This window comes from Clostridium sp. UBA871 (assembly GCF_002295255.1).
Taxonomy (GTDB): domain Bacteria; phylum Bacillota; class Clostridia; order Clostridiales; family Clostridiaceae; genus Clostridium_J; species Clostridium_J sulfidigenes.
This window is the reverse complement of the sequence record NZ_DBFV01000004.1, coordinates 627,453-652,265: the sequence shown is the minus strand read 5'-3', so window position 1 is coordinate 652,265 and position 24,813 is coordinate 627,453. Positions and strand designations below refer to the sequence as shown.

The window sequence follows — 24,813 nt, the reverse complement described above, 5'->3', positions numbered from 1 at the left end:
TTTATGATGAACAATTACATACCAAATGCAACAATTTTTCAAAATGAGCTAAGGGAAATTTATGGGGTAAAAGAAAAGGATACTGAAGAGAATAGCACTTCGGGTGGCACAGGATTTGCAGCTGTTATAAAGGATGAATTGCAAAAGGTCAACGATCTACAAGTTGAAGCAGATAACAATGTAACAGGATATATTGCAGGAGAAAAAAGTATCCATGAAGTAGTATTAGCTACAGAAGAGGCATCTATGTCCCTAGAGCTTGCTATTCAAATAAGAAATAAGCTAGTTGATGCTTATAAGGAATTTAATAATATGCAAGTATAATGGGGGTAAGGATTAGATGAGTAAGCTATCGGAGCTAATGAAGAAGATAAAAGATAAGTGGAATTCCATGTCGAAAACTAGAAAGATAGCTTTAGTGATAATTGCGGTGGTGACTTTTATAGCAGTAGGAACACTACTTTATGTATCACTTAAACCAAAGTATACGGTTTTATTTTCAAATATGGATTCCCAAGATTCAGGAAAGATTATAGCCAATCTAGAGGGCAAAGGAACTAAGTATGAAATAGAAGGAAATTCCATTTTAGTTGAAAAGTCTCAAGTAGATAAACTGAGAATGGAAATGCTGTCAGAGGTTCAAATAACAGAAGGAAGCCAAGGCTTCGAACTTTTTGATAAGGGTAGCATTGGGGCCACAGATGAAGAATCAAGAATAATGTATCAAAGAGCACTTTCTGGAGAACTTGAAAGAACTATAAAGGGTTTTGAAGAAGTTGAGGCTGCAAAAGTAAACTTAGTTTTACCAACCAACTCAGCCTTTGTAACTAAACCAACTCCTGCTAGTGCTTCAGTAACGGTAAAGTTAGTGCCAGGAAATGAACTTTCACCTGAACAAGTTAAAGCTATTGTACACTTAGTAACAGGTAGTGTGGAAAACTTAGATAAGGAAGACGTTACAATAGTATCAGACAATCTAAAGTTATTAACGGAAGGTTTGTTTGATAATGAAAAAGGGACCCAAGCTACTAGTACAGAAAATCAAATTGATTCAACTAAAAAAGTTGAGAAAGAATATGAAAAGAAAATCTTAAATGTATTAGAACCAATATATAAAGATAATGTAAAAGTATCTGTAAATGCACAGCTTAATTTTGACGCTGTAAAGCAGAATAATGTTACATATGATCCAAAGGGATCCGCAGTAGTAAGTGAGCATATTATTAAAGACAATAGTAAGGGTACTGAAAATACTTCAGGAAGTACTGTAGATAATAATATGACTAATGAGCAAGATGCAGAAAAAGATACTGAAAAAGCAGGCTATTCGGAAGAAACAAGAAATTTTAATAATACTAAGAGTGAAGAAACAGTTGTCAAGGCACCAGGTCAAGTGGAGAGAATTACCACATCTGTTGTTGTAAATGGAGATATGGATAATGCAACTAAGAATACTATAAAAAATTTAGTATCTGATGCCATTGGTTTTGATGAGGCACGAGGTGATGGAATTTCAGTTGAAAGCTTAACATTTAATGATGATTATAAAACACAAGCTGAAGAAGAAATTAACGCTATGAAGGAAGCAGAAGCAAAATCTAGAAGGATTAAGCTTATTGCTTTAGGAGTAGGAGCAGTTATAGCACTTATACTTATTATTGTAGTTGTTTCTATTATTAGAAGTAAGAGAAAAGAAGATGATGAAGAAGATGAAGAGGCTATAGAAGGGCTAGATGTAGTTATAGGAGATGAAACTTTAGAAACAGTGGCGGATTTATACAAAGATTTAGATTTAGAAGCAGAAACTGAAAGAGAAAAGATTATGAAAGAAGTTAAAAAATATGCAGAAAAGAAACCTGAACAGGTAGCGGATATTATAAAATCATGGATGACTGATGAAGAAGGGAGATAGTAATGGCTAAAACAGAAAAATTTACAGGTATTCAAAAGGCAGCAATATTATTTATCTCTTTGGGACCAGATGCATCTGCAGCAATAATAAAAAGATTAAATGAAAGAGATATACAAAAGATAACCTATGAGATTGCTAATATGTCATCAGTTAAAGCTGAGGACAGACAAGCTGTTTTAGATGAATTTATGGAATTAAATAAGGCTAAGGATTATATTCTTGAAGGTGGAGTAGAGTATGCTAGAAGCGTTTTATCTAAAGCTTTAGGAACTCAAAAGGCCAACGATATTCTAGAGAGAGTTACAGAGTTTTCACAGCAGTTTAGACCTTTTTCTATTGCTAGAAAAGCCGATGCAACTCAGCTTATGAATGTAATTTCAGGAGAACATCCTCAGACTATAGCATTAATACTTTGTCATCTACAGCCGGACAAAGCGGGACAGATAATGTCTGCACTTCCATCTGAATTACAGAGTGAAGTTGCTTTTAGAGTTGCTACTATGAGTAATATATATCCGGTGGTAGTGAAAGAAATTGAAGAGGTATTAAATAGTAAGTTATCTTCAGTGGTTACTAGTGAAAGTAGTGTTATAGGAGGAGTTCAATCTTTAGTTAATATACTTAACCAAGTTGATAGGACTACAGAGAAAAACATTACAGAAGGTCTTGAAAGGGAAGATATGGAACTTGCAGATAAAGTTAAGGAATCTATGTTTGTATTTGAGGATATTATTACTATCAATGATGTGGAAATTCAAAGAATTTTACGTGAGGTTGATAATAAGGAGCTATGTATGGCTCTAAAGGGTACTTCAGAACAAGTAATAGAAACTATATCAAGAAACCTTTCAAAACGTGCAGCAGCTACATTGAAAGAAGATATGGAATTCTTAGGACCTGTAAGACTTATGGATGTTGAAAAAGCTCAACAAAAAATTGTTGCCTTAATTAGAAGACTAGATGAAGCTGGAGAAATAACAATTGTAAGAGGTGGAGACGATGCACTCATCTTATAGGGTAATAAAAAGTGTTAATGTATGTGAAAGTGGAACCAAGGCAATAGATACAGACTTTTATATAGAGCCAGCTCCCATAGTAGAGGAGACTATAGAGCTTGAGGATACTAATCCTAGGAGCATGGAGGAGTATCTAAAACTAAAGAAAAAGGGTGAAGAAATAGTTGAAAATGCCCATAAAGAAGGGGAAGCTATTCTTGCAAATGCAAATGCAAAAGTAGAAGAAATCCTATATGAAGCCAAGGAAGATGGATTTAATAAGGGTTATGAAGAAGGCCATAGTATTGGTTATAAAGAAGGCTATGACAAGGCTTATGATGAAGGAGTAAAAAAAGGTGAAGAAATAATTCGAAATGCAAATTTTATTCTTTATCAAGCTAAGGAAGAGTATGATAAATTTCTTAAGTCTAAGGAGATGGGCATTAGAAAAATTATTGTAAATGCCGTAGAAAATATGCTTAAAAAGGAGCTTGAAAGTAAGGAAGCACTAAATGGATTACTTTTCAACATCCTATCTGAAGAGAAAAATGCCAAGATGATAATTATAAGGGTAGCACCTAACTATTTAGAAGAAATAGAGACAAAGATAGAAGAATTCAAGCATAGTATGGGCATCAGAGGAGAAGTTGTGGTTTTACAGGATAATTATTTAGATTATGGAACCTTAGTTGTTGAAAAGGATGATGGAAAAACCACCTTTACTATTAAGGGGAGCATAGAGAAACTAAAGGAAATTCTCATGGAAGCATAGAGGAAGATGGTATTATGATTAATTTGAATATAGGAGACATTGAAAAAAGTATTAGTAAAACAAATTTTAATCATATGGAAGGCATAGTTAAAAACATAATAGGTCTTACCATTGAAGTAAAAGGAGTTAAGGGTTTTGTAGGGGAAATTTTCCACATATATAATGAGGAAAACAAAACTATAGTCTGTGAAGTAGTAGGTTTTAAAGATGGAAATTTGATTCTTATGCCCCTTGGAAACCTAATAGGGATATCTCCTGGATGCAGAGTAGAGAGAACAGGAAAGCAGTTAAGCATAAAGTGTTCAGATGAACTTTTAGGAAGAGTTTTAGATGGAATTGGAAATCCTTTAGATGAAAAGGAATTGTCACTTTATAAGAATTATCCCTTGGAAGCTATGCCACCAGACCCATTGAAGAGAAGAAGAATTAAAGAAGTTCTTCCTACAGGGGTAAGAGCCATTGATGGATTTCTTACTTGTGGTGAAGGACAAAGGATTGGTATTTTTGCTGGTTCAGGGGTAGGAAAAAGTACTACTCTTGGAATGATTGCTAGAGAAGCTAAGGCTGATGTAAATGTAATATCCCTAATAGGAGAAAGAGGTAGAGAGGTTTTAGATTTTATAGAAAAAGATCTAGGTCCAGAAGGGTTAAAGAAATCTGTAGTAGTATGTGCTACATCTGATCAACCGGCTCTTGTTAGGCTAAAGGGTGCATTTACTGCTACAGCCATTGCGGAATACTTTAGAGATAAAGGATTAAAGGTTATTCTTATGATGGATTCTGTGACACGTTTTGCTATGGCACAAAGGGAAATTGGTCTTGCTATAGGAGAGCCTCCAGCTACTAAAGGATATACTCCTTCGGTTTTTGCAATGTTACCTAAACTTCTTGAGCGTAGCGGTATGTCTGATAAAGGATCTATTACAGCTTTTTATACCGTCCTTGTTGATGGAGATGACTTTAATGAACCAATTGCAGATGCGGTAAGAGGTATTTTAGATGGACATATTGTCTTAAGCCGTGAGTTAGCTACTAAAAATCATTATCCAGCCATAGATGTACTTAAAAGTGTATCTAGACTTATGCCAGAAATTGCAGAGGAAATCCATATAAAGGCTGCCTCACTTGCTAGAGATTTAATGGCCTCTTATAAAGAAGCTGAAGATTTAATAAATCTAGGAGCTTATGTAAAGGGAAGTAATTCTAAAATAGATATGGCCATTGAATATATAGATAGTATAAATGGATTTTTAACTCAAGAGATAAAAGAAGGTTGCGAAATTGAAGCTAGTAAAGACATGCTTATTAATATGTTTAAATAAAGGTGGTGTAAATTTTGGGACAAACTTATAAGTTTAAATTACAAAGGTTATTGGACTTAAGAGAAAAAGAAGAAGATGGTAAAAAAATAGTTTTTATGGAGGCCCTTAGGGATAAGAACAGGGTAGAAGAAGAACTTAAAAGTCTAGAGGATAGCTTCCAAAGATACTCTACTGTGAATAATAACATGAGTGTAACTGAAAGAAAAATTCAGCATCATTACTTAAATCTATTAAATAGTACTATTGATATTACACAAGAAAAGCTTAAAACTGATGAAGAAAGAGTGAAGCTCACTAGGAAAGAATTAGTTACTGCTCAAGTAAATAAAAAGATTGTAGGCATATTAAAAGATAAGGATCAGGCAGCATTTATAAAAGAAGAAAATCGAATAGAACAAATTCAAAATGATGAATTTGCACTTTATGGATTTATACGTGAGTGTGGGAGGCGATAAATTTGATGGAAATGGCACAATTTAGTGTTGGAAATGACCTGTATAAAGGTAGTAGTACTAGTGATAAAGTTAAAAAGTCTGAAGGAAATAAAGGATATTCTAATAAGGAATTTTCCAAGGAACTTAAAAACTACAGTACAGATAATGAAAGCTCTAAAACTAAATCAGTAAATTCTATTAAGCAAGAAAAAGTTAAAGAGCCTTCGAAGGATTACATATTGAGCTCTGAGGAAGTTCATGAAGGTGAAAAGCTAAGTACCTCAGAAGATATGCAGTCACTAATAAATCTAATAATAGCTCTTTTGAATAAGAAGGATCCTTCTAAGGATGAAATGGTTTCTTCTGATCTTATCAGTGGAAATGAAGGTAAAGTGGAACTACAACCTTTATTAGACCTTTTAGGAAGTGAAAAAAGGGCAAATGGCTTATTAGAATTATTAAGTGAAGCATCAATTAATAGTGACATGAAAAATAAACTTACAGAGTTATTAACTTTAATTAATGAAGATATTACTGAGCTAGACAATAGTAGTGAAAGTCTTATGAAACTATTAACAGCAGAAGAAGGTATAGATAATGATGATCTAATAAGTCAGTTACAAAAAATAGTTTCAATGAAAGATGCTAATAAAGAAGAGGAGCCTTTAAATATACCTAGAAGAATAGAACTGGAAGCTAATGTTATAGAAAAAAGTAGTGTAGTAGCTAGAGTAGAAGATAATGAAGAAAGTAGTAGTAGTAAAGATAGTAAGTTTTCAAAGGAAACAGCTATTTTGAATAAAGTAATTAATGGTGAAGAGAAGGATTCAAAGGTTACAAGAGCTGCTGATTTTATGTCATACTTTGAAAATAGTGTACAAAAATCAGGAGAAGTATCTAGTGAAAAGCCTATAGCTATTACAAAGAGTGATCTTAATAATGATGTGATAAAAGCTTTATCATACATGGATAAAAATGGGGTTAAGGATTTAACTGTAAAGATTTATCCTAAAGAGTTGGGTGAAATATCCATATCTGTAAGTATGGAACAAGGTGCTTTAAAGGCAATGATTAAGGCTACATCAAAGGAAACTGTAGAAATGTTAGCTTTAGGACTTAAGGACATAAATGAAAAGCTAAATGGAAACAACATAAAAATACAATCAGTAGATATAGGACTTTATGAAGAGGATACTACCTATTATGCTCATGGAAACAACCAAGGCAAAGCATATGAAAATGGTGGACAAAGAGGTAGTGAGAATGGTAGACAAGGGTCAGAGGTCAATATAGTTGAAGAGGATGTTATACCTGAAGCTAATGTGAAAGCCTCTAATGAGATAGATTTACTAGTTTAGGAGATGATGAAATGGCAATATCAACTAATAATACAACAGCACCTTGGGTTGAAGGAAACAAAACTAAAAATGGTACGCCTATTGTAAAACCAGGGGCAGAACTTGACAAAAATTCCTTCTTTAAAATATTAGCTGCTGAGCTTTCTAATCAGGATCCAACTCAATCACAAGATACTACTGCATATGTCTCACAGTTAGCTCAATTTACAACCCTTGAACAGATGAGTTCATTAAATTCTACAATGACTCTTTCATCTGCACAAGGATTAACTGGAAAATTTGTAGCTTTAGATGCATTGGATGCTAATGGAGTACCTCAGTGTGGCGTAGTTAGGGCTGTGTATAAACATAAGGGAGACGTTTATGTTACTGTGGAAGGTGTAGATGGAAAATATACAGATTATGAATATAGCCAAGTTACAGATGTCATTGATTCGGGAGATCCAAATATGGATAACTTAACCTTCTCTAATGCAGTAACATTGATGGGTAAAATTGTTGAAATAGCATTGCCAGCAGATACATCTGTAGAAAAGCCTAAGGGAGATGGCAAGGAAGAAGAAAAGCCAGTAAAGCCTAAGAGTATTACAGGGAAAGTTCTAGAAGTATATAGGGATGCAGAAGGCATAAAGCTTAAGGTTGAAGTTGAAGTTGATGGAAAAATAGAAATCAGAGATTACTTATTTGACTCTGTAATTGGAGTAAAAGGTTAATAAAATTACATTAAAAAATAGAGAATCGGAGGGATAGTATAATATGTTAAATTCAATGTACTCAGGGATATCAGGTTTAGGAGCAAATCAAAAAAAGTTAGATGTAATAGGAAATAACGTGGCTAACTCAGGAACTACTTCCTTTAAATCATCTTCAGTTACTTTTCAGGATAGTATGTATCAAAGTTATAAGGGAGCATCAGGTCCAGGATTAAACTTAGGAGGAGTTAACCCTTCTAGAGTTGGTATGGGAGTTTCTATACAAAGTATAGTAACAAACATGGCTCAAGGAAGTCTGCAACCAACAGGAAGACCTTATGATGTAGCTGTAGATGGAACAGGATATTTTATAGTAGCTAAAGGAAAAGAAAATGGCACAATAACAGTTAATCCAGATCAAAGTATGGAATCTACAACCTTAGAGAGCTTTTATACAAGAGATGGTTCATTTAAGGTAGATAGTAAGGGAAATCTTCTAAATTCTAATGGATATAGAATTATGGGTTATGCTATAAGTGATGGAACAGCAACATCTCCATTAGGTGGAATAGTTAATTATGTAGATGGAGAATCCGAAAACTTAAATGCTAATCAAAATGAATTAGTAGCACTTAAAATACCAGAAACTGTTTCTAAGCTGGTAACTGATAAAGATGGAAATCCAGAAGTAGATGCTGGTGGAAATCCAACAGGAAGAAGAGAAGATGTTAGAATTCAAGGTTTCTCTATAGAAAATGATGGACTAATTAAGGCTGTCCTTGCTGATGGTAGTACTACTGTTCTTGGACAAGTTGCCATGGCGTCATTTACTAACAATGAAGGTCTTGAGCAAAAGGGAAATAATATGTATTCTCCTTCAGCAAACTCAGGAAATCCATTAGCTAGAGTTGGTAAATATACTGATAAAGCTGCTTTAGGTGCAAGAGAAGACAATGGCAAGGCTTATGGACAAGTTTTAAATGGATTCTTAGAGATGTCAAATGTTGATTTATCTGCACAGTTTACAGATATGATAGTTGCAACTCGTTCTTTCCAGGCTTGCGGTAAAATCATCACTACTGCAGATGAAATATTACAAGAACTTGTAAATTTAAAAAGATAATTTATTTAAATATGTAAATGTGATTTTCCTTAGGCTAGGACGGTGCTTATATTGATCTTAGCTTAAGTAAATTTACTATATCATAGGAGGTATAGGAGAATATGATAGAGGTTAATCCCTTAAATGGAAACAAATTTATTCTTAATAGTAATCACATTGAAAAAATTGAAGAAATCCCAGAGACAGTAATTACCTTAGTCAATGGAAAAAAGTATTTAGTTAAAGAAAGTTCTAAAGAAATAGTTGATAAGGTTATAGAATTTAGACGAAAATACTGGGCAAATGTACGGTTGGAGGAAAGCAATGAAGAAGAATGATATGTTAACAGCTATAGGTTTTGTGATTGCAATTGTTCTTGTATTTTATGGAATGCTAAATGGAGGATCGTTAAAGCTATTCTTTGATGTACCATCCTTAGCTATAACAGTAGGAGGGTCCTTCGGTGCACTTTTAATGTCTTATCCAATGAATGAAATAAAAAGATTTATCAAGGTTGCAGCACAAGCTTTCAAAGAAGATGGAACATCTAAGGTAGATAATATTGCACTATTTGTTAATTTATCTAAAAAAGCTAGAAGAGATGGACTACTTTCTTTAGAAGAAGATATACAAGAGATTAGTAACGAGTTTGTTAAAAAAGGCTTAAATATGATAGTTGACGGTATTGAACCTGAATCTATTAGAGAAGTTATGACTTTAGAAATTAAAGAATTAGAAAAAAGACATGAAGATGCAGCATCTATGTTCACAACTTGGGGAGCATATGCTCCAGCCATGGGTATGATTGGAACATTGATTGGACTTATTCAAATGCTTGCTAACCTATCAGATGCAGACAACTTAGCATCAGGTATGGGTAAGGCTCTTATTACAACTTTTTATGGATCAATGCTTGCTAACTTAGTTGTACTTCCTATAGCAGGAAAGCTAAATTATAAAACATCTAAGGAAGTAAACCAAATGGAAATGATGATTGAAGGAGTACTTTCTATACAATCAGGAGTAAACCCAAGGGTAATTGAAGATAAAATGATAGTATATTTATCACCAGAGGATAGAGTAAAGTATTTAAGTAGTGTTAATCAAGGAGAGTAGGTGAATAATTATGGCCAAGAAAGACATAAAAACTGATGGGTGGTTAGCTACTTATGCAGATACTGTTACTTTGCTATTAACCTTCTTTGTTTTACTTTATTCACTATCAACTATAGACTCACAAAAATTTCAGCAGATAGCTGTAGCCATGCAAAGTGCTTTTAGTGGTAAGGCTGATAGGTCCATACTTGAATTTAACTCAAGTAGTGGTGATGTACCTATAGTTGGAAAGCCACAGCTTACAGTGGAGGATATTCAAGAAAATGAAGACTTGGAAATTTTAGAGGACGTATTAACTTACATTAAGGAAAATGATTTAGAGAATGATGTTCAAATATATGAAGATGAAAAAGGTCTTAATATCCAGATGAAGGATTCGGTGCTTTTTGATACTGGAAAGGCAGAACTAAGGTCAGATAGTAAAAACGTATTAGATAAGGTTAGTGACTTAATTGGAAAGGTAGATAACAAGATTATAATTGAAGGTCATACAGATAATGTACCAATTAACACACCAGCTATGCCAAATAACTGGCATCTATCTTCTGCTAGAGCATTAAGCGTACTGGATTATTTTCTTGGTAGTAAAAAGATTTTAAATCCTCAAAGATTTTCAGCTCAGGGATGTGGAGAGTATAGACCTATAGCAAAAAACGATACGGATGAAGGTCGAGCTAAAAATAGAAGAGTTAATATTATAGTTGTAACTAATGTAAAGGAGCAAGGAAATGAGCAAGAAAAATAGTAATGGCAATGAGTTAGAAAAAGAAAAGGGCGGAAGTTCTAAATTAGTTCTAATTATAGTAACCGCTATAGTAATATTTGCACTTATAAGTGGAGCTGTATTTGTTGGATATACCATTGCAACAAAGAATGTAGGTAAAAATAATAATGGCACTAGTGAAAGTAATGTAGTAGAAAAGGAAGCTACCTTAAATTTAGACGAGTTCTTAGTAAATTTAAGTGATGAGGGAAAGTCTAAATTTGTAAAGGTGAAAATTTCCTTAGGTTCGAATTTAGAGAATAAGGATTTGCAAGAAGAACTTACAGCAAAGATTCCACAAATAAGAGACTGTATAAATAAGGTATTAAGAGCTAAGAAATCTACGGATTTCAAAACAGAGGGAGATGCTTTATTAAAAGAAGAGATAGTCGTAAAGGCAAATGAACTTTTAAATAGTGGTAAGATAACCAATATTTATTTCACAGATATAATTGTTCAATAGGTGACCTATGGATAGTCAATTGATTTTAACCTTATTAAAACTTGTAATATTTTTCCCATTAGTTATAGGATTAATTCTTTGGCTAGGGAAGACAGTTGAGAAATATAGTCACATAAACAGAAAATCTACAATGAGAGTAGTAGAGAGACTAACCATTAGTAAGGATAACTCTCTGCTCATTGTAAAGATAAGAGATAAATATTATTTAGTAACTTCAGCTCAAGGAAAAATAGAAATTGTAGAAGAAGTTGCAGGGGAAGATTATAAAGAAATTGAAATGATTAAATTAAAGAATAGTAGTGAGTTAAAACAAATTTTTAAAGACAAGTATCTTAAATGGAGAAAGTAAAATATTATTTTAGGAATAAAGGGATAATACATATGAAAAAATTTGATCTAAAAAAGTTTATAAAACCCATAACGCTAATACTACTGGTGTTTTGTGTTATTTCAATTAGTAGTAAAGTAGCTTATGCTACTGGAGATACCATGCCAATTCCAGATATAAATATATCTTTTGGTGATGGGGATGCAAAAACTCCTACTGAATATGTGGACAATATAAAATTATTATTAGTACTAACAGTACTTACAATACTTCCATCAATCCTTATAATGACCACAGGATTTATAAGAATTGTAACAGTACTTTCTTTCTTTAAGAGTGCTATAGGAGCTACATCACTGCCAAAACAAATAATTGTTGGGTTGTCCTTATTTTTAACTTTCTTTGTAATGGCACCTACCTTTTCAGAAATTAATGAAAAGGCAGTTCAGCCTTATATGAAGGAAGAAATAACAATGGATGTTGCTATAGATAAAGGGATAAAGCCCATGAGGGAATTTATGTTAAAGCAAACTAGAGTAAAAGATTTAAAGTTGTTTCTTGAAGCTGGAAAGGTAGAGGACGCTATTAAAGTAGAAAAGGATGCAGATGGTAAGGAAACTTATAATTATGATGATGTTCCACTTTATACAATTGTACCAGCCTTTGTTATAAGTGAGTTAAGAACAGCCTTTGAAATAGGATTTTTGTTATTTATACCATTTATATTGGTGGACATTGTAACAGCTAGTGTTCTTATGTCTATGGGTATGTTTATGTTACCGCCAGCTATGATTTCTCTGCCATTTAAATTACTTTTATTTGTATTAGTAGATGGATGGAATTTGTTAAGTCAATCCTTAATACTAGGATTTTAGAGAGGTGATGTAATATGACACAGACTATGGTGGTTGCAATATTACAGGATATGGTGAAGACAGCTTTAATGGCAGCTGGACCAATACTACTTACAGCTACGGTAGTAGGTCTTTTGATAAGTATATTTCAAGCCACAACTCAGATACAAGAACAAACTTTAACCTTTGTACCTAAAATAATAGCTGTGGCAATAGTGGGAATAATTACTGCCACATTTATAGGAAACACAGTGATAGGTTTTACTCAAAGAATTTTTTCAATAATTTCTAATATAGGAGCTTAGGTGGGATAACGTTGGTAGATATTTTAATGTTTATAGCTTTTTTAATGGTGTTTATGAGGATAACATCCTTGATTTTTACAGTGCCAACCTTTTTCCCAACAGGAACACCAAATATAGCAAAGATTGGTGTAGGACTTATTATATCCATGATTTTATCTCCCATAATCAGTACTGAAGCATTACCAGAAATAAGGAATATGTTTGTTTTAATAGTGCTTATAGGTAAAGAAGTAATTATAGGAATATGTCTAGGATATATAGTAAATTTACTGTTTAGTGTTGTACAAATGGCAGGACAAATTATGGATTTTTCCATGGGCTTTTCTATGATGAGCCTATTTGACCCAGTTGCAGGTGAAAACATATCAGTAATGGGAAGGTTGATGTACTGGATTTGTCTTGCTGTATTTATGTTAGTTGATGGACATCTTATTTTAGTGCAGTGTCTTATAGATAGTTTTACTTCAGTTCCTGTAGGGACTGTAACCTTTAATAAAGAAATTTTGGGATATATTATTCAAGTTGTATTTGAATTTTTTACTATTGGGATTAAGATTGCAGTGCCAATAATGCTTATAATACTTATGACGGAAATTGTATTGGGCTTGGTATCAAGAGTTATGCCTCAGCTTAATGCTATGATACTAGGAATGCCAATCAAGATTTTTGTTGGACTTGCGACCTTTGTAATTTCTATTCCTTTAATTATGAAAATTATAGCTTCAAATTTTGGTGCTATTAAGCATATATTCTCGGAAATATTCACTATGATGCCCTTTATATTAATTTCCGCATCTAATGATAGTGGAGATAAAACGGAAAAACCTACTCCTAAAAAACTTCAAGATGCTAAGAAAAAAGGTCAAGTAGCTAAAAGTAAGGAATTATCTTCTGCCTTAACTCTTTTAGCAGCTACTTTAGTTATAGCTATCTTAAGTAGCTTTGTGCTAAAGGTATTAAGCTCCAGTATGACAAAGTATCTAGGGAGTTACTTAAATTTTCAATTAAGCCAAGAGAGTTTAGTAGGACTTTTAATAAAGGTATTCATAGATATATTTAAAATATTTATACCAGTGGCAGTTCCTATTATGGTTATAGGCGTAATTGGATCAATAATTCAAACTGGTTTTATATATACTGGAGATCCATTAAAACCTAAGTTTAGCAAACTAAATCCTATAAGTGGATTTAAAAGAATGTTTTCTATAAGATCCTTAGTGGATTTAGTAAAAAATTTAGGTATTGTTTCTATTGTAGGATATATAGGATATAAGTTTGTTATAGATAATTACTATAGTCTTTTGAACTTTGGAAATCTTAAAACAGGAACAATACTTACAGAATTGGCTAGTTTAATAATTAATGTTTTTGTTAAAGTTGGGATAGCCTTATTAATAATAGGATGCATAGATTTTTTATATCAGAAATTCCAACATAATAAGGATTTAAAAATGACTAAACAAGAGATAAAGGAAGAATATAAACAACAAGAAGGAGACCCTATAGTTAAGGGAAAAAGAAAACAAAAGCAAAGAGAAATGGCTATGAGAAGAATGATGCAATCAGTACCAGATGCTACTGTTGTAATTACAAACCCAACTCACATTGCGGTGGCTTTGAAATATGAAGAAAATAGTGGAAAAGCACCGATAGTTGTGGCAAAGGGCAGTGAGTATGTGGCGTTAAAGATTAAGGAAAAGGCGATTGAAAATAATGTACCAATTATAGAAAATAAACCATTAGCTAGACTCATGTTCAAAGAAGTGGATTTAGATAAGGAAATTCCCTTTGATATGTATAAGGCAGTGGCAGAAATATTAGTATTAGTTTATAAAATGAAGAAATAATGTAAAAAGGATGATAATTATGCTTAAAGATAAGGGATTTAGTATTAAGAATAACTTAGATATAATAGTAGCATTTGGGGTAATTCTTATTGTACTAATGATAATTATACCATTACCCCCAGGAATACTTGATATTTTCTTTGCCATTAATATTTCAATATCTATAGTTATAATGTTACTTACAATGTTTACTACAAATGTATTGCAACTATCAGTATTCCCAACATTATTACTTGTAACTACCCTATTTAGGTTAGCACTAAATGTATCATCTACTAGACTTATTCTAGGACAAGCAGATGCAGGAAAGATAGTGCAAGCTTTTGGAGAGTTCGTAATTGGTGGAAACTATTTCGTAGGAATAATAATATTTTTAATTATTGTTATTATACAGTTTTTAGTTATAACTAGTGGTGCTGGAAGAGTATCTGAGGTTTCAGCAAGATTCACCTTAGATGCAATGCCAGGAAAGCAAATGAGTATAGATGCAGATTTAAATGCAGGAATGATTACAGAAGAAGATGCTAGGAAAAAGAGACTTGACCTTCAAAGGGAAGCAGATTTTTATGGAGCTATGGATGGTGCATCTAAATTTGTTAAAGGTGATGCCATAGCAGGTATTATAATTACTATAATAAATATTTTAGGTGGTATTGTTATAGGGGCAGTAATGATGGATATGAGCATAGGCGAGTCTGCTGCTAAGTTTACACAACTCACCATAGGAGATGGACTTGTAAGTCAATTACCTGCACTGTTAATTTCTACAGCTTCGGGTATCTTAGTTACTCGTTCAGGAAGCGATGATAACTTTGGAGCACAGGTATCATCACAATTGACAGCATTCCCAGTAGTTATAGCAATTGCATCTCTAGTACTTTTTATCCTTGGAATAATTCCAGGGATGCCTACACTAGTATTCTTTGCTCTATCTGCAGCATCAGGAACAAGTGCTTATCTAATGTATAAGGATGAAAAGCAACAAGCTAAGCAGAAGATAGAAATAGAAGAAAAGGAAATTGTAGAGAGTGAGAGTAGAGAGCCAGAAAATGTGATGAATTTAATTTCTGTTGAGCCATTAGAGGTAGAAATAGGCTATGGACTTATTCCTATGGCTGATGAATCCTCAGGAGGAGATTTATTGCAGAGAATCTCATCAGTGAGAAGACAATGTGCTATAGAGATGGGAATTGTGGTTCAACCTATTAGAATTAGAGACAATCTGCAAATTAGAAATAATGAATATGTAATAAAGATAAGAGGAACAGTGATAGCTAGAGCGGACATAATGCCAAGCATGTTTCTATGTATGAATCCTTCTGGAGAAGATATAAATATTCAAGGAATAAAGACCATAGAACCTACCTTTGGAATAGAAGCTCTTTGGATAAATAAGGATCAAAGAGAAGATGCAGAGATAAAGGGACTTACTGTGGTAGATCCAACTACAGTTATGGTTACTCATCTTACAGAAACTATTAAAGCTCATTCTTATGAACTTCTTGGACGTCAAGAAACTAAAGTTATTTTAGATTCTGTAAAGGAAAAGTATCCTACTGTGGTAGAGGAACTTGTACCGGACCTTATGACCATAGGAGAAATTCAAAAGGTGTTACAAGGACTTTTAAAAGAGAAGGTATCTATAAAAGACATGGTAACTATATTAGAATGTCTTGCTGATAATTCGCGAAATACTAAGGATATTGAAATGTTAACGGAATATGTAAGATTTTCATTAAGTAGAACTATTTGCAATGATCTAGTGGATGATGAACATAGAATTACTGCAGTAACCATATCTCCAGATATAGAAAAACTAATAGGAAGTAATATTCAAAAATCTATGCAGGGTTCTTTCCCAGCAATAAATCCAGATATTACAACAGAAATATTTAATAGTATTAAGGGAATGTTAGAAAGTACACACTTTCCAACTAATATACCTATAATTCTAGTTTCTCCAAGAATTAGACCAGCTTTTAGAAAGCTTATAGAAATGGTATTTCCAAGCATTGTAGTGTTATCTTTAAATGAAATACCTAATGATGTAGAGATAAGGACCGAAGGAGTTGTATCTATCTAATGATTATAAAGAAATATGTAGCTTCTACCATGAAGGAAGCATTAAGTAAGATAGGTAAGGAGTTAGGAAAAGATGCTGTAATTATAAGTCAGAGAGCTATAAGAAAGCCTGGTATTAAAGGGTTGTTTTCTCCTAAAGTAGTGGAGATAACCGCAGCTGTTGAATCTAAATCTAATGATTTAAGTTGGGATGATAAAGAAATAAACAGTAAGAGTATTTTACCAGTAGATATAGTGGAAAATGATGAAGTGGAGCTAAGACAAGAAGTTGAAACAATGAAGAGTCTTATAAATTCCTATTTTTCTACTCAAAGCAATAATTCTATAAATGAAGAAATTAAATTAGAAGAATTAGATAACAAAAACAAAGAAGAAAGTGAGTTGCAACAAGAAAAGACTAATAATAGTGAAATTTATTTTAAAGAAGCCAAGGAAAGACTTAGAGAAGTAGATATATCTAAAGATATAATTGAAGAATTAATAGAAACTATAAAAATAAATAAACAAGTGTCTTCCGTTGATGAAATCATGAATGGAATTAAAGAGGAACTTGGCGCTATTATAAAAATAGATTCTAGTGAAATAAATGGAACCATAGCTTTAGTTGGTCCTACAGGAGTAGGAAAAACTACAACTATAGCAAAGCTAGCAGGGGAGCTAGCTCTTGTAAAAAAGAAAAAGGTAGGTTTAATTACTGTAGACACCTATAGAATAGGAGCAGTAGAACAGTTAAAAACCTATGCAGATATTATGAATATTGATTTTAAAGTGGTATTTTCATTAGCTGAGATGGAAGAAGCTATAAACTCAATGAAAGACTGTGATGTGATCTTATTAGATACTACTGGAAGGAGTAGTAAAAATACTATGCAAGTATTAGAATTGAAGGCTTTTCTAGATAGGGCTAAGGTGGATAATGCTTATTTAGTAGTCAGTGCTACTACTAAGAGTGGTGACATGGACATCATAGCTAATGGATTTTCTAATATAAATTACAAGGGACTAATACTAACTAAGCTAGATGAGACTTCAACTTATGGTTCCATACTAAATATATGTAGAAGGACTCAAGTTCCTATTAAATTTATCACTGTAGGCCAGAATGTACCAGATGATATAAAGGTACCATTGGAGGATGAGATAATAAAATTGGTGTTAGGGGAAAATAGTATATGTTAGACCAGGCTTCAAGATTAAGACAAATGGTATTTGAAAAGCAAGATACTATGGAAGAAGGCAATAATAATACTAAAATCTTTACCATAACTTCCGGTAAGGGAGGGGTAGGTAAGAGTAACATGGTAATTAATTTAGCAATTTCTCTTAAAAAACTAGGGAAAAAGGTCTTAGTACTAGATGCAGATTTAGGTATGGGCAATGTAGATGTTTTAATAGGGACTATACCTAGATATACCATTTTTGATATAATATTAAATAATAAATCTGTTAATGAGGTAGTAATAAATGGACCTTTAGGTATAAAAATTTTATGTGGAGGTACAGGGCTTTCTAGATTAGATGACTTAAATAGGTCGCAAAGAGAAGTTTTAATTAATAAGTTAGGAGAAATAAAAGATTTTGACTATATATTAATTGATACAGGAGCAGGCATAAATAGAACAGTTATGGCCTTTATAGAGTGTAGTCATGAAGTTTTTATTGTGACTACTCCGGAACCAACAGCATTAACGGATGCATATAGCTTATTAAAAACCATATGTAATCATAATGTGAAAAATAGAGCAAAGATTATTGTTAATAAGGTTTTAAGCAAGGAAGAAGGAAATGATACTTTTAATAGACTTAATAGTTCAGCAAATAGATTTCTAGGAGCTAATCTAGTGCATTTAGGAAACATCGCTGAAGATAAAAAATTAGTGCAAGCTGTAAGGATGCAAAGACCTGTGGTATTGTCTTTCCCTAAAAGTGAAGTAAGTGAAAACATTGAGTCTATTGCAAAGGGGTTAGAAGGTATATCTTATAATAAGGGCAATAGCATCCAGGGTATATTTAAAAAAATGCTTAATATTTTTTCATAGGAGGAGAGTATGAAAGCTAATAATATGATGGAAATCAATAATAAAATAGAGATTTATACAAAAAATCGAGAATTAGCAAAATCAAAAATTCAGGATATTGATGAAGATGGTATATATATAGCTATAGCTACACCTATACTAAATGGCATAAGCTATCCCTTAAGTACTGGAGACACAGTTAAGTGTAATTATAATGATGGAAAAGGTAATATATATAATTTTCAAGCTAAGGTGAAAGGGAGAAAATTTGATAAAATAGCCTTGATTACATTGGAAAGAGAAAGTGAATTGCATAAGGTACAAAGAAGAGACTATGTAAGATTGCCATTTATAAATGCTATGAAATATTCACCAATAGATAAGTATAATGAAAGTGTCCTCAGGGATATTGAAAACTGCGATTATAGGGAAGGACAAACTTTAGATTTAAGTGGTGGAGGTATTAGAATAAAGGTAAAGGAAAGTCTTAATTTAGGGCAACTAGTCATGTTGAATACTAAGATTAATAACGAAGATATATTAGCCTTAGGTAAAATCGTTAGAGATGAAACACAAAATAAAAATGAATATGTATATGGAGTAAAATTTCAATTTATTGATGATAAGGTAAGGGAAAATATAATACAGTTTATTTTTAAGAATATGAGAAAGTTAATGAAAACAAAGTAGGAGGGAAATGATGTGTCTGTAGCTTGTGATGTAGATGTTAGAGAAGAAATAATTAAAAAAAATATACCTCTTGTAAAGTATATTGCTTCCAAGATTATCGTAGGAAAAAATAAATATGTTGAATATGAAGACTTAATAAGTTATGGAATGATTGGGCTTATGGATGCTATAAATAAGTTTGATGACACTAAGGGTATGAAATTTTCCACCTATGCTGCCATAAGAATAAATGGAAGTATTATAGATGAAATACGAAAAAATAGTCCTATATCTAAAAGAGCCATCGATAAGCTTAATAGATACAATAAGGTAGTGGAAGAATTACAAAATAAACTTTACAGAGAACCAAAAGATATTGAAGTAGCTGAAAGAATGGAAATAAGTTTAAAGGAGCTTACAGATATACAAGGTTATGTAAACTATATTTCAATGATGTCCTTAGAAACTATTTTATTTGGTGATGATGAGGAAATGTCTTTAATCAATTCCATAGAGGATACTAAAAGTCCTTCTCCACAAAAGTCTTTGGAAGAAAAAGAAATGCTAGAGTACTTGAGGAGAGGCCTGGATAATCTAAAGGAAAGAGATAGACTTATACTAAATCTATACTACTTTGAAAAACTTACTTTAAAACAAGTAGGAGCAGTGTTAGAAGTATCAGAATCAAGAGTTTGTCAACTTCATAGTAGAGCTATTTTAAATTTAAGAAAAGAAATTGAGAAACTCCAATATGATATTAAGTCATAGAAGATAGGTGAGAATATGTATATTTTATTAATTATTATTGGAGTGGCTTTAATTGCTACAAATATAAGGGCTATAATGAGAGAAGAAAATAACTTTAGTAAAGCTATGATAGATGCAGAATCTAATATAGATGAAGTAGACATGAGACTTGTTGAAATAAGAAGTGAGTTTGCTAAAACAATTACAGAATTACAAAGAGAAATAAATGACTTAAAAAAAGTAAATCATACTGTATTTATTAAAAATGAATTATTAGAAAAAAGGGATGATTCAGATAAAAATATTAGTAATGATGAGTACATAAATACCTTGGTAGATAAGATTGATTCCTTAGATGATGATATTCTTCTTCAAGGAGAAAATATGGATGAATTAATGGACGATTTAAAAGAAGAAGAAAAAGACGGTAATCCTAAAAAAGATATAAAGGGTAATAGCTTAAAAGTAGAAGAGGTAAAAGCCTTATTAGCTGAAGGCTTAAGTGAAGAAGGCATAGCACAACGGCTGAATATAGGAAAGGGTGAGGTCTTATTAATAAAGGAATTATATTTAAAATAAAAAAATTTATTAAAGTTTTAAGTGATAGAAAAATTTTATTTGGTATAGGCATTGGCATAATACTAGGAATATTTTTTAGTATCCCTGCAAAAATAGATTATAAACTTAGCGATGGTGAAATTGAAATAAGAGCAAAAAAATTAGGAATGACCTATCCAGACCAGATTAAAATTGATATAAAGGCGGGTGCAAACAATGATTAGAGGATTGTATACAGTAGCTTCAGGAATAATTACCAGTGAAAAAAATCAAAGTGCTATTATGAATAATATAGCAAATATAAACACTACAGGATATAAATCACAGATTTTGTCCATGAAGAGTTTTGATGAGGTATATATTTCTAATAAAGATGGAAAAAACAATGAAAGAGTAACCATTGGAGCTATGAGTAATGGAGTAGAAATAAATGATCGAACCACTAATTTCTCACAAGGAACTATAAAGGATACAGGAGTAACAACTGATTTTGCCCTTCAGGGAGAAGGATTTTTTGTAGTTCAAAGACAAACCGCTAATGGAGCTACAAATTATTATACAAGAGATGGTCATTTTGCTGTAGACACTTCAGGATATTTAGTGACCTCTAATGGAGATAGGGTACTTAGTAGGAGTGGGAATGGATTAGCACCTATATATATAGGTGAAGGAAGTATTTCTGCAGACAATATTGGGAATATATCTGTAGATGGACGAGACGCTGGCAGATTAGCTGTAGTTAATTTTCCAAAGGATAACCAAGGTAAATATGAAAATCTAAATGAATTTACATATAATCTTTATGAAGGAGTTAATCCTACCTTTGTTAATAATCCTTATGTAGTTAATAAATCCCTTGAAGGATCTAATGTTAGCGTAGTTCAAGAAACTAGTAACATGATGACTGTTATGAGAAACTTTGAAAGTAATGCAACTATTTTAAAGGTTTTAGATTCTACCTTGGACAAGGCTGTAAATGAAATAGGTAAAGCTAGATAGAATTAATAGAGAAAGAAAAATTTGAGGAGTGAGTTTATGTACGGTATGTTTTACACCAATAGAAGTGCAATGGAAGCACAACAGAATAAATTAGACTTAGTATCAAATAATATAGCAAATTCCGGTACTATTGGATATAAAAAAGTAACATCTACATTCCAAGACCTTTATACCAGTTCATTAGAGAGACTAGGAGTACCATGGTCTAAGAATGCAAATACTGAACTTTATGTTGGTACAGGGGTTAAATCTACTAATGAAGTTAGAATAAAAACTCAAGGAAGCTTAACTAATACAAAGATATCTACAGATTTAGCTATAGATGGAGAAGGATTCTTTAAAGTATATAAACAAGATGGAAGTGCAGCCTATACTAGAAATGGAAACTTCAAAGTGGATGCTTCAGGAATTTTAGTAGATAATAATGGATATAGATTATCTATAACTGATGCTAATGGTAATGAGATAAATGTGCCAGGGGGTCCAATTAACTTTGCTAAAGATAAGTTTTCTATAGATGCAAATGGGGCTTTATCCTTAGATAATGATGGAAACTCTATAAAAGTTGGAGATATTAAAACTTATAAGACCATAGGTGATACAGATTTTATTTCTGCAGGACAAAGCTTATTTGTTCCAATAGAAGGAGCTACTGTATTGGAGACTACGGATAGAGATATTTATCAAGGGTTTACGGAAAGATCTAATGTAGATATGTCTACTGAGATGACTGACATGATTGTAGCCCAAAGAGCTTTTCAATTAAGCTCCTCTGCATTAAAAACTGCAGATGATATGTGGGGAATGATAAATAACTTAAGATAGTAATGGAAATAGAAAAGAATGAAAGACATAGTTTTTCATTCTTTTTTTATATTTTCAAACATATAATATAACATTAACAAAGGATAAATTTTAAATAGAAGGGGTGATATTATGGGGTAGGATATTTATTTGGATGTTTGCTAAGTATATTATTTTGGAAGTTTGATAGACATAGATTAGCAATAAAAGTCAATGAGAAATTTAGTGCTAAAATAAGAAGCAAAGTAGTTTTACGATGGGTATACTTTATACTTATACCTACCATAGGGATAATTATAAGTCTTATATCTAATAGGGAGATTGTTAATGCTATTGTAGCTTTCTTCGTTATTGAGATAAGCAATAGTGAAAGAAAAACAGTAATTAAAAAATCCACTGAAAAAAAGGAGTTTTACAATACTTTATCCTTAATTAGCAAATCATTGATTTGTGGTTTTTTAGCACCCTTAATTTATATTCTAATCATAGGTAATGGAGGAGGAGTAATATATACATTAATATATTATATCAGTGACGATGAGAGTCTAAAGTTTATTAATGGTATATTAAATGTGTTAAATATTATTCCAACTCTAATAGGTGGAATGTTCTTATATATTGTCTATATTATTAGAAATAAAACCTTTAAAATTAATTTCAAGGGGGATTTTTTAAAAAATCTATTTACTAATCCACTTTTAAACATTTATATTTTTGCTGCATATATTGAATCAGTTAATTTTTACTACATAGAAGATAAGGGGGTACATTATCTAAAAAGTTATGGGGTGTATCAAGGAAAGATTGATGATTTATGTGTTAAGGATTTTTTAACTGTGATATATGGAGTGTGTTTTATTTTCTTTGTTATATTTTGGATTTATATTATTAATAAGGGATCAATTCTAAAATTAGTGGTACAGTAAACAAAAGGAGGCAGTCTTTAGGGACAGCCTCCTTTGGAGCTAAAGAATTACTTAATTTGGTTTATAACCTCTGTAAGAGGTGGAATAACTTGTTTCTTTCTAGAAACTACCTGGTCAATATATGCTGTTCCATTGTTTAACTTAATGTTAAAGGCTCTTGAGAATACTTCTTTGTGTTCGCCACACACAATGAATAAAGAAGAACTTTTAAATATGTCAGTAACCATAAGAATAATTAGGTCAAACTTTCCTTGACTTGCTTTTTCATTCATTACAGTTTTTAAATCATTAATTAGTGGAGTAAATCCATCCATATAAGTAGTTGTTATTTGTCCAACACCTACTTTAAAATTACCCATATTAAAGATTTTGAAATCTTGGTATAAAAGTTCCTTTGAGCTTTTTCCTTCTAATGAAGTTCCAGCTTTAAACATCTCTTGAGCAAATTTTTCTATATCTATACTTGCTATTTCAGCTAATCTCTTTAGTATGATTTCATCTACAATAGTTGCTGTTGGAGATTTTAATAGTAGAGTATCGGAAATAATAGCTCCACATAATAATCCAGCTACTTTCTTAGATGGTCTAATTCCATTTTCAAAGAAAATATTAGCAACAATGGTAGAAGTACTTCCTACAGGCTCATTTCTAAAGTATATTGGTTGACCTGTTTGAATATCTCCTATTCTATGGTGGTCGATAATTTCTAAAATGTCTGCATCTTCAAGACCGTCTACAGACTGAGTCTTTTCGTTATGATCCACTAAAATTACTTTCTTTCTTTGTTGGGTTATTAAATGATATCTAGAAATGCTTCCAACCACGGAACCATCTTCATCTAAAACTGGATAACTTCTATATCTAGTTTCTAGCATAATATCTTTAATCTCCTCAATGAAGTCACTAGTAGAGAAGGTAATTAAATTATTTTTAGTCATTACGTATTCTATAGGAATACTTTGAGGTATTAGTCTAGCAGCAGTAAAAGAGTCATAAGGAGTAGTGATTATAGTGCATCCTTTTTCTTTAGCTAGGTCAATAATTTTTTCAGAGGGATTTGTATTATTAGTGATTATCATTAATCTAGCATTACAATCTAATACAAATTCTTGAACTAACTCACGGTCTCCACAGATGCAAATATCTTCCGCTTCTATTAAATTTCTATCATTTGGTTCCATCATAGAAACTACAACTTTCCCCTTAAGTTCTAAGTTTTCATCTGATAAGTAAACAATTTTAGCGGATAGAGTTTCTAAAATGTTACTTAGACTTGTTTTACTTTTAGCTAAAACGTAATTATCCCAAATGTCTAGATAACTAGCTGCCAGATTTGATACAGATACAATTCCAGCTAATTTTTCATTAGGATATATAACTGGGAGAGTTTTAATGTTTTTTTGCTTCATTATAGACCAAGCCATTTTTAAGGATATGTCTGAAGCAATAGGAGCTACTGTATCTATTTTTAAATCTATAATTTGAGGCTTTACAGTTTGAACAAGCTGTGGTGGCTGAACTCCAAAGTAATCTAGGATAAACTGAGTTTCTCTACTAATTTCCCCTAGTCTAATTGGAATTGCATTGATTCGTTGGGTTTTATTTTTAAACTCTGAATAAGCAATGGCTGCACAAATAGAATCAGAGTCAGGATTTCTATGACCTGTTATGTATACTTTATTTACCATGAATAACCTTCCTTTATAATATCTATTCTTATTTATAATTAGTATTTTAAAGGTTTATT

General features: G+C 32.0%; 27 protein-coding genes. 26 read left to right on the top strand and 1 reads right to left on the bottom strand.

Going from position 1 to position 24,813, the window contains the following annotated elements; genetic code table 11:
• Positions 1 to 3 precede the first annotated feature (3 nt).
• The 26 genes from fliE (at position 4) to B3086_RS09035 (ending at position 23,066) form a co-directional block, all read left to right on the top strand.
• Entirely contained in the window at positions 4 to 324 is a 321-nt protein-coding gene (fliE, locus tag B3086_RS09160) for a flagellar hook-basal body complex protein FliE (protein ID WP_346877374.1), read from the top strand.
• A gap of 16 nt (positions 325 to 340) precedes the next feature.
• Positions 341 to 1,912 carry a flagellar basal-body MS-ring/collar protein FliF gene (gene fliF, locus B3086_RS09155; protein WP_346893227.1) on the top strand — a complete coding sequence of 524 codons (1,572 nt, stop codon included), beginning with the start codon at positions 341 to 343 and terminating at the stop codon, positions 1,910 to 1,912.
• Positions 1,913 to 1,914: 2 nt separating this feature from the next.
• Positions 1,915 to 2,928 (top strand): flagellar motor switch protein FliG, encoded by a 1,014-nt coding sequence (fliG, locus tag B3086_RS09150; protein ID WP_346847886.1) that lies wholly within the window; start codon positions 1,915 to 1,917, stop codon positions 2,926 to 2,928.
• Positions 2,912 to 3,679, top strand: a complete 768-nt coding sequence (locus B3086_RS09145; protein WP_346877376.1) for a hypothetical protein — start codon at positions 2,912 to 2,914, stop codon at positions 3,677 to 3,679. Before fliG ends, B3086_RS09145 begins: the two co-directional genes overlap by 17 nt.
• Positions 3,680 to 3,693: 14 nt before the next feature.
• Positions 3,694 to 5,001 carry a flagellar protein export ATPase FliI gene (gene fliI, locus B3086_RS09140; protein ID WP_346893225.1) on the top strand — a complete coding sequence of 436 codons (1,308 nt, stop codon included), beginning with the start codon at positions 3,694 to 3,696 and terminating at the stop codon, positions 4,999 to 5,001.
• 14 nt (positions 5,002 to 5,015) lie between these two features.
• Entirely contained in the window at positions 5,016 to 5,456 is a 441-nt protein-coding gene (fliJ, locus tag B3086_RS09135; protein ID WP_346877378.1) for a flagellar export protein FliJ, read from the top strand.
• 5 nt (positions 5,457 to 5,461) lie between these two features.
• Positions 5,462 to 6,793 (top strand): flagellar hook-length control protein FliK, encoded by a 1,332-nt coding sequence (locus tag B3086_RS09130; protein WP_346877474.1) that lies wholly within the window; start codon positions 5,462 to 5,464, stop codon positions 6,791 to 6,793.
• Between the two features lie 11 nt (positions 6,794 to 6,804).
• Positions 6,805 to 7,506, top strand: coding sequence for a flagellar hook capping FlgD N-terminal domain-containing protein (locus tag B3086_RS09125; RefSeq protein WP_346877379.1), 702 nt, complete (start codon positions 6,805 to 6,807; stop codon positions 7,504 to 7,506).
• Between the two features lie 43 nt (positions 7,507 to 7,549).
• Entirely contained in the window at positions 7,550 to 8,608 is a 1,059-nt protein-coding gene (locus B3086_RS09120; protein ID WP_346877380.1) for a flagellar hook-basal body complex protein, read from the top strand.
• Positions 8,609 to 8,709: 101 nt separating this feature from the next.
• Positions 8,710 to 8,925: a flagellar FlbD family protein gene (locus B3086_RS09115; protein ID WP_346847892.1), complete on the top strand. Its 216-nt coding sequence runs from the start codon at positions 8,710 to 8,712 to the stop codon at positions 8,923 to 8,925.
• Positions 8,912 to 9,703: a motility protein A gene (locus B3086_RS09110; RefSeq protein ID WP_346847893.1), complete on the top strand. Its 792-nt coding sequence runs from the start codon at positions 8,912 to 8,914 to the stop codon at positions 9,701 to 9,703. Before B3086_RS09115 ends, B3086_RS09110 begins: the two co-directional genes overlap by 14 nt.
• A 10-nt stretch (positions 9,704 to 9,713) precedes the next feature.
• The gene (locus B3086_RS09105; protein ID WP_346847894.1) at positions 9,714 to 10,448 is read left to right on the top strand and encodes an OmpA family protein; all 735 of its coding nucleotides are present in this window, start codon (positions 9,714 to 9,716) and stop codon (positions 10,446 to 10,448) included.
• Positions 10,432 to 10,929, top strand: a complete 498-nt coding sequence (locus B3086_RS09100; RefSeq protein WP_346847895.1) for a flagellar basal body-associated FliL family protein — start codon at positions 10,432 to 10,434, stop codon at positions 10,927 to 10,929. Before B3086_RS09105 ends, B3086_RS09100 begins: the two co-directional genes overlap by 17 nt.
• A gap of 7 nt (positions 10,930 to 10,936) precedes the next feature.
• Positions 10,937 to 11,278 carry a flagellar biosynthetic protein FliO gene (locus tag B3086_RS09095; protein WP_346877382.1) on the top strand — a complete coding sequence of 114 codons (342 nt, stop codon included), beginning with the start codon at positions 10,937 to 10,939 and terminating at the stop codon, positions 11,276 to 11,278.
• Positions 11,279 to 11,310: 32 nt separating this feature from the next.
• Positions 11,311 to 12,132 carry a flagellar type III secretion system pore protein FliP gene (fliP, locus tag B3086_RS09090; RefSeq protein ID WP_346877383.1) on the top strand — a complete coding sequence of 274 codons (822 nt, stop codon included), beginning with the start codon at positions 11,311 to 11,313 and terminating at the stop codon, positions 12,130 to 12,132.
• Positions 12,133 to 12,146: 14 nt separating this feature from the next.
• Positions 12,147 to 12,416, top strand: coding sequence for a flagellar biosynthetic protein FliQ (locus tag B3086_RS09085; protein ID WP_346847898.1), 270 nt, complete (start codon positions 12,147 to 12,149; stop codon positions 12,414 to 12,416).
• Positions 12,417 to 12,427: 11 nt separating this feature from the next.
• Positions 12,428 to 14,263: a fused FliR family export protein/FlhB family type III secretion system protein gene (locus B3086_RS09080; protein ID WP_346893223.1), complete on the top strand. Its 1,836-nt coding sequence runs from the start codon at positions 12,428 to 12,430 to the stop codon at positions 14,261 to 14,263.
• Positions 14,264 to 14,282: 19 nt separating this feature from the next.
• Positions 14,283 to 16,346, top strand: coding sequence for a flagellar biosynthesis protein FlhA (gene flhA, locus B3086_RS09075; RefSeq protein WP_346847900.1), 2,064 nt, complete (start codon positions 14,283 to 14,285; stop codon positions 16,344 to 16,346).
• Positions 16,346 to 17,524, top strand: a complete 1,179-nt coding sequence (flhF, locus tag B3086_RS09070; RefSeq protein WP_346877385.1) for a flagellar biosynthesis protein FlhF — start codon at positions 16,346 to 16,348, stop codon at positions 17,522 to 17,524. The genes flhA and flhF overlap by 1 nt, the downstream gene beginning before the upstream one ends.
• Complete coding sequence (locus B3086_RS09065; RefSeq protein WP_346847902.1) at positions 17,518 to 18,384, top strand: MinD/ParA family protein; 867 nt, start codon at positions 17,518 to 17,520, stop codon at positions 18,382 to 18,384. The genes flhF and B3086_RS09065 overlap by 7 nt, the downstream gene beginning before the upstream one ends.
• Before the next feature lie 9 nt (positions 18,385 to 18,393).
• Positions 18,394 to 19,053 (top strand): flagellar brake protein, encoded by a 660-nt coding sequence (locus tag B3086_RS09060; RefSeq protein WP_346847903.1) that lies wholly within the window; start codon positions 18,394 to 18,396, stop codon positions 19,051 to 19,053.
• 12 nt (positions 19,054 to 19,065) lie between these two features.
• Positions 19,066 to 19,800, top strand: coding sequence for a FliA/WhiG family RNA polymerase sigma factor (locus B3086_RS09055; protein WP_346847904.1), 735 nt, complete (start codon positions 19,066 to 19,068; stop codon positions 19,798 to 19,800).
• 15 nt (positions 19,801 to 19,815) lie between these two features.
• Entirely contained in the window at positions 19,816 to 20,358 is a 543-nt protein-coding gene (locus tag B3086_RS09050) for a hypothetical protein (RefSeq protein ID WP_346893221.1), read from the top strand.
• A 195-nt stretch (positions 20,359 to 20,553) separates the two neighbouring features.
• Positions 20,554 to 21,336, top strand: coding sequence for a flagellar hook-basal body complex protein (locus B3086_RS09045; protein ID WP_346847906.1), 783 nt, complete (start codon positions 20,554 to 20,556; stop codon positions 21,334 to 21,336).
• Positions 21,337 to 21,372: 36 nt separating this feature from the next.
• Positions 21,373 to 22,161: a flagellar hook-basal body complex protein gene (locus B3086_RS09040; RefSeq protein WP_346847907.1), complete on the top strand. Its 789-nt coding sequence runs from the start codon at positions 21,373 to 21,375 to the stop codon at positions 22,159 to 22,161.
• A 137-nt stretch (positions 22,162 to 22,298) separates the two neighbouring features.
• Positions 22,299 to 23,066 (top strand): hypothetical protein, encoded by a 768-nt coding sequence (locus B3086_RS09035; protein ID WP_346847908.1) that lies wholly within the window; start codon positions 22,299 to 22,301, stop codon positions 23,064 to 23,066.
• Between the two features lie 47 nt (positions 23,067 to 23,113).
• On the opposite strand, the gene B3086_RS09030 is transcribed toward B3086_RS09035, so the two are convergent.
• Entirely contained in the window at positions 23,114 to 24,754 is a 1,641-nt protein-coding gene (locus B3086_RS09030; RefSeq protein ID WP_346878723.1) for a putative manganese-dependent inorganic diphosphatase, read from the bottom strand.
• Positions 24,755 to 24,813: the final 59 nt, after the last annotated feature.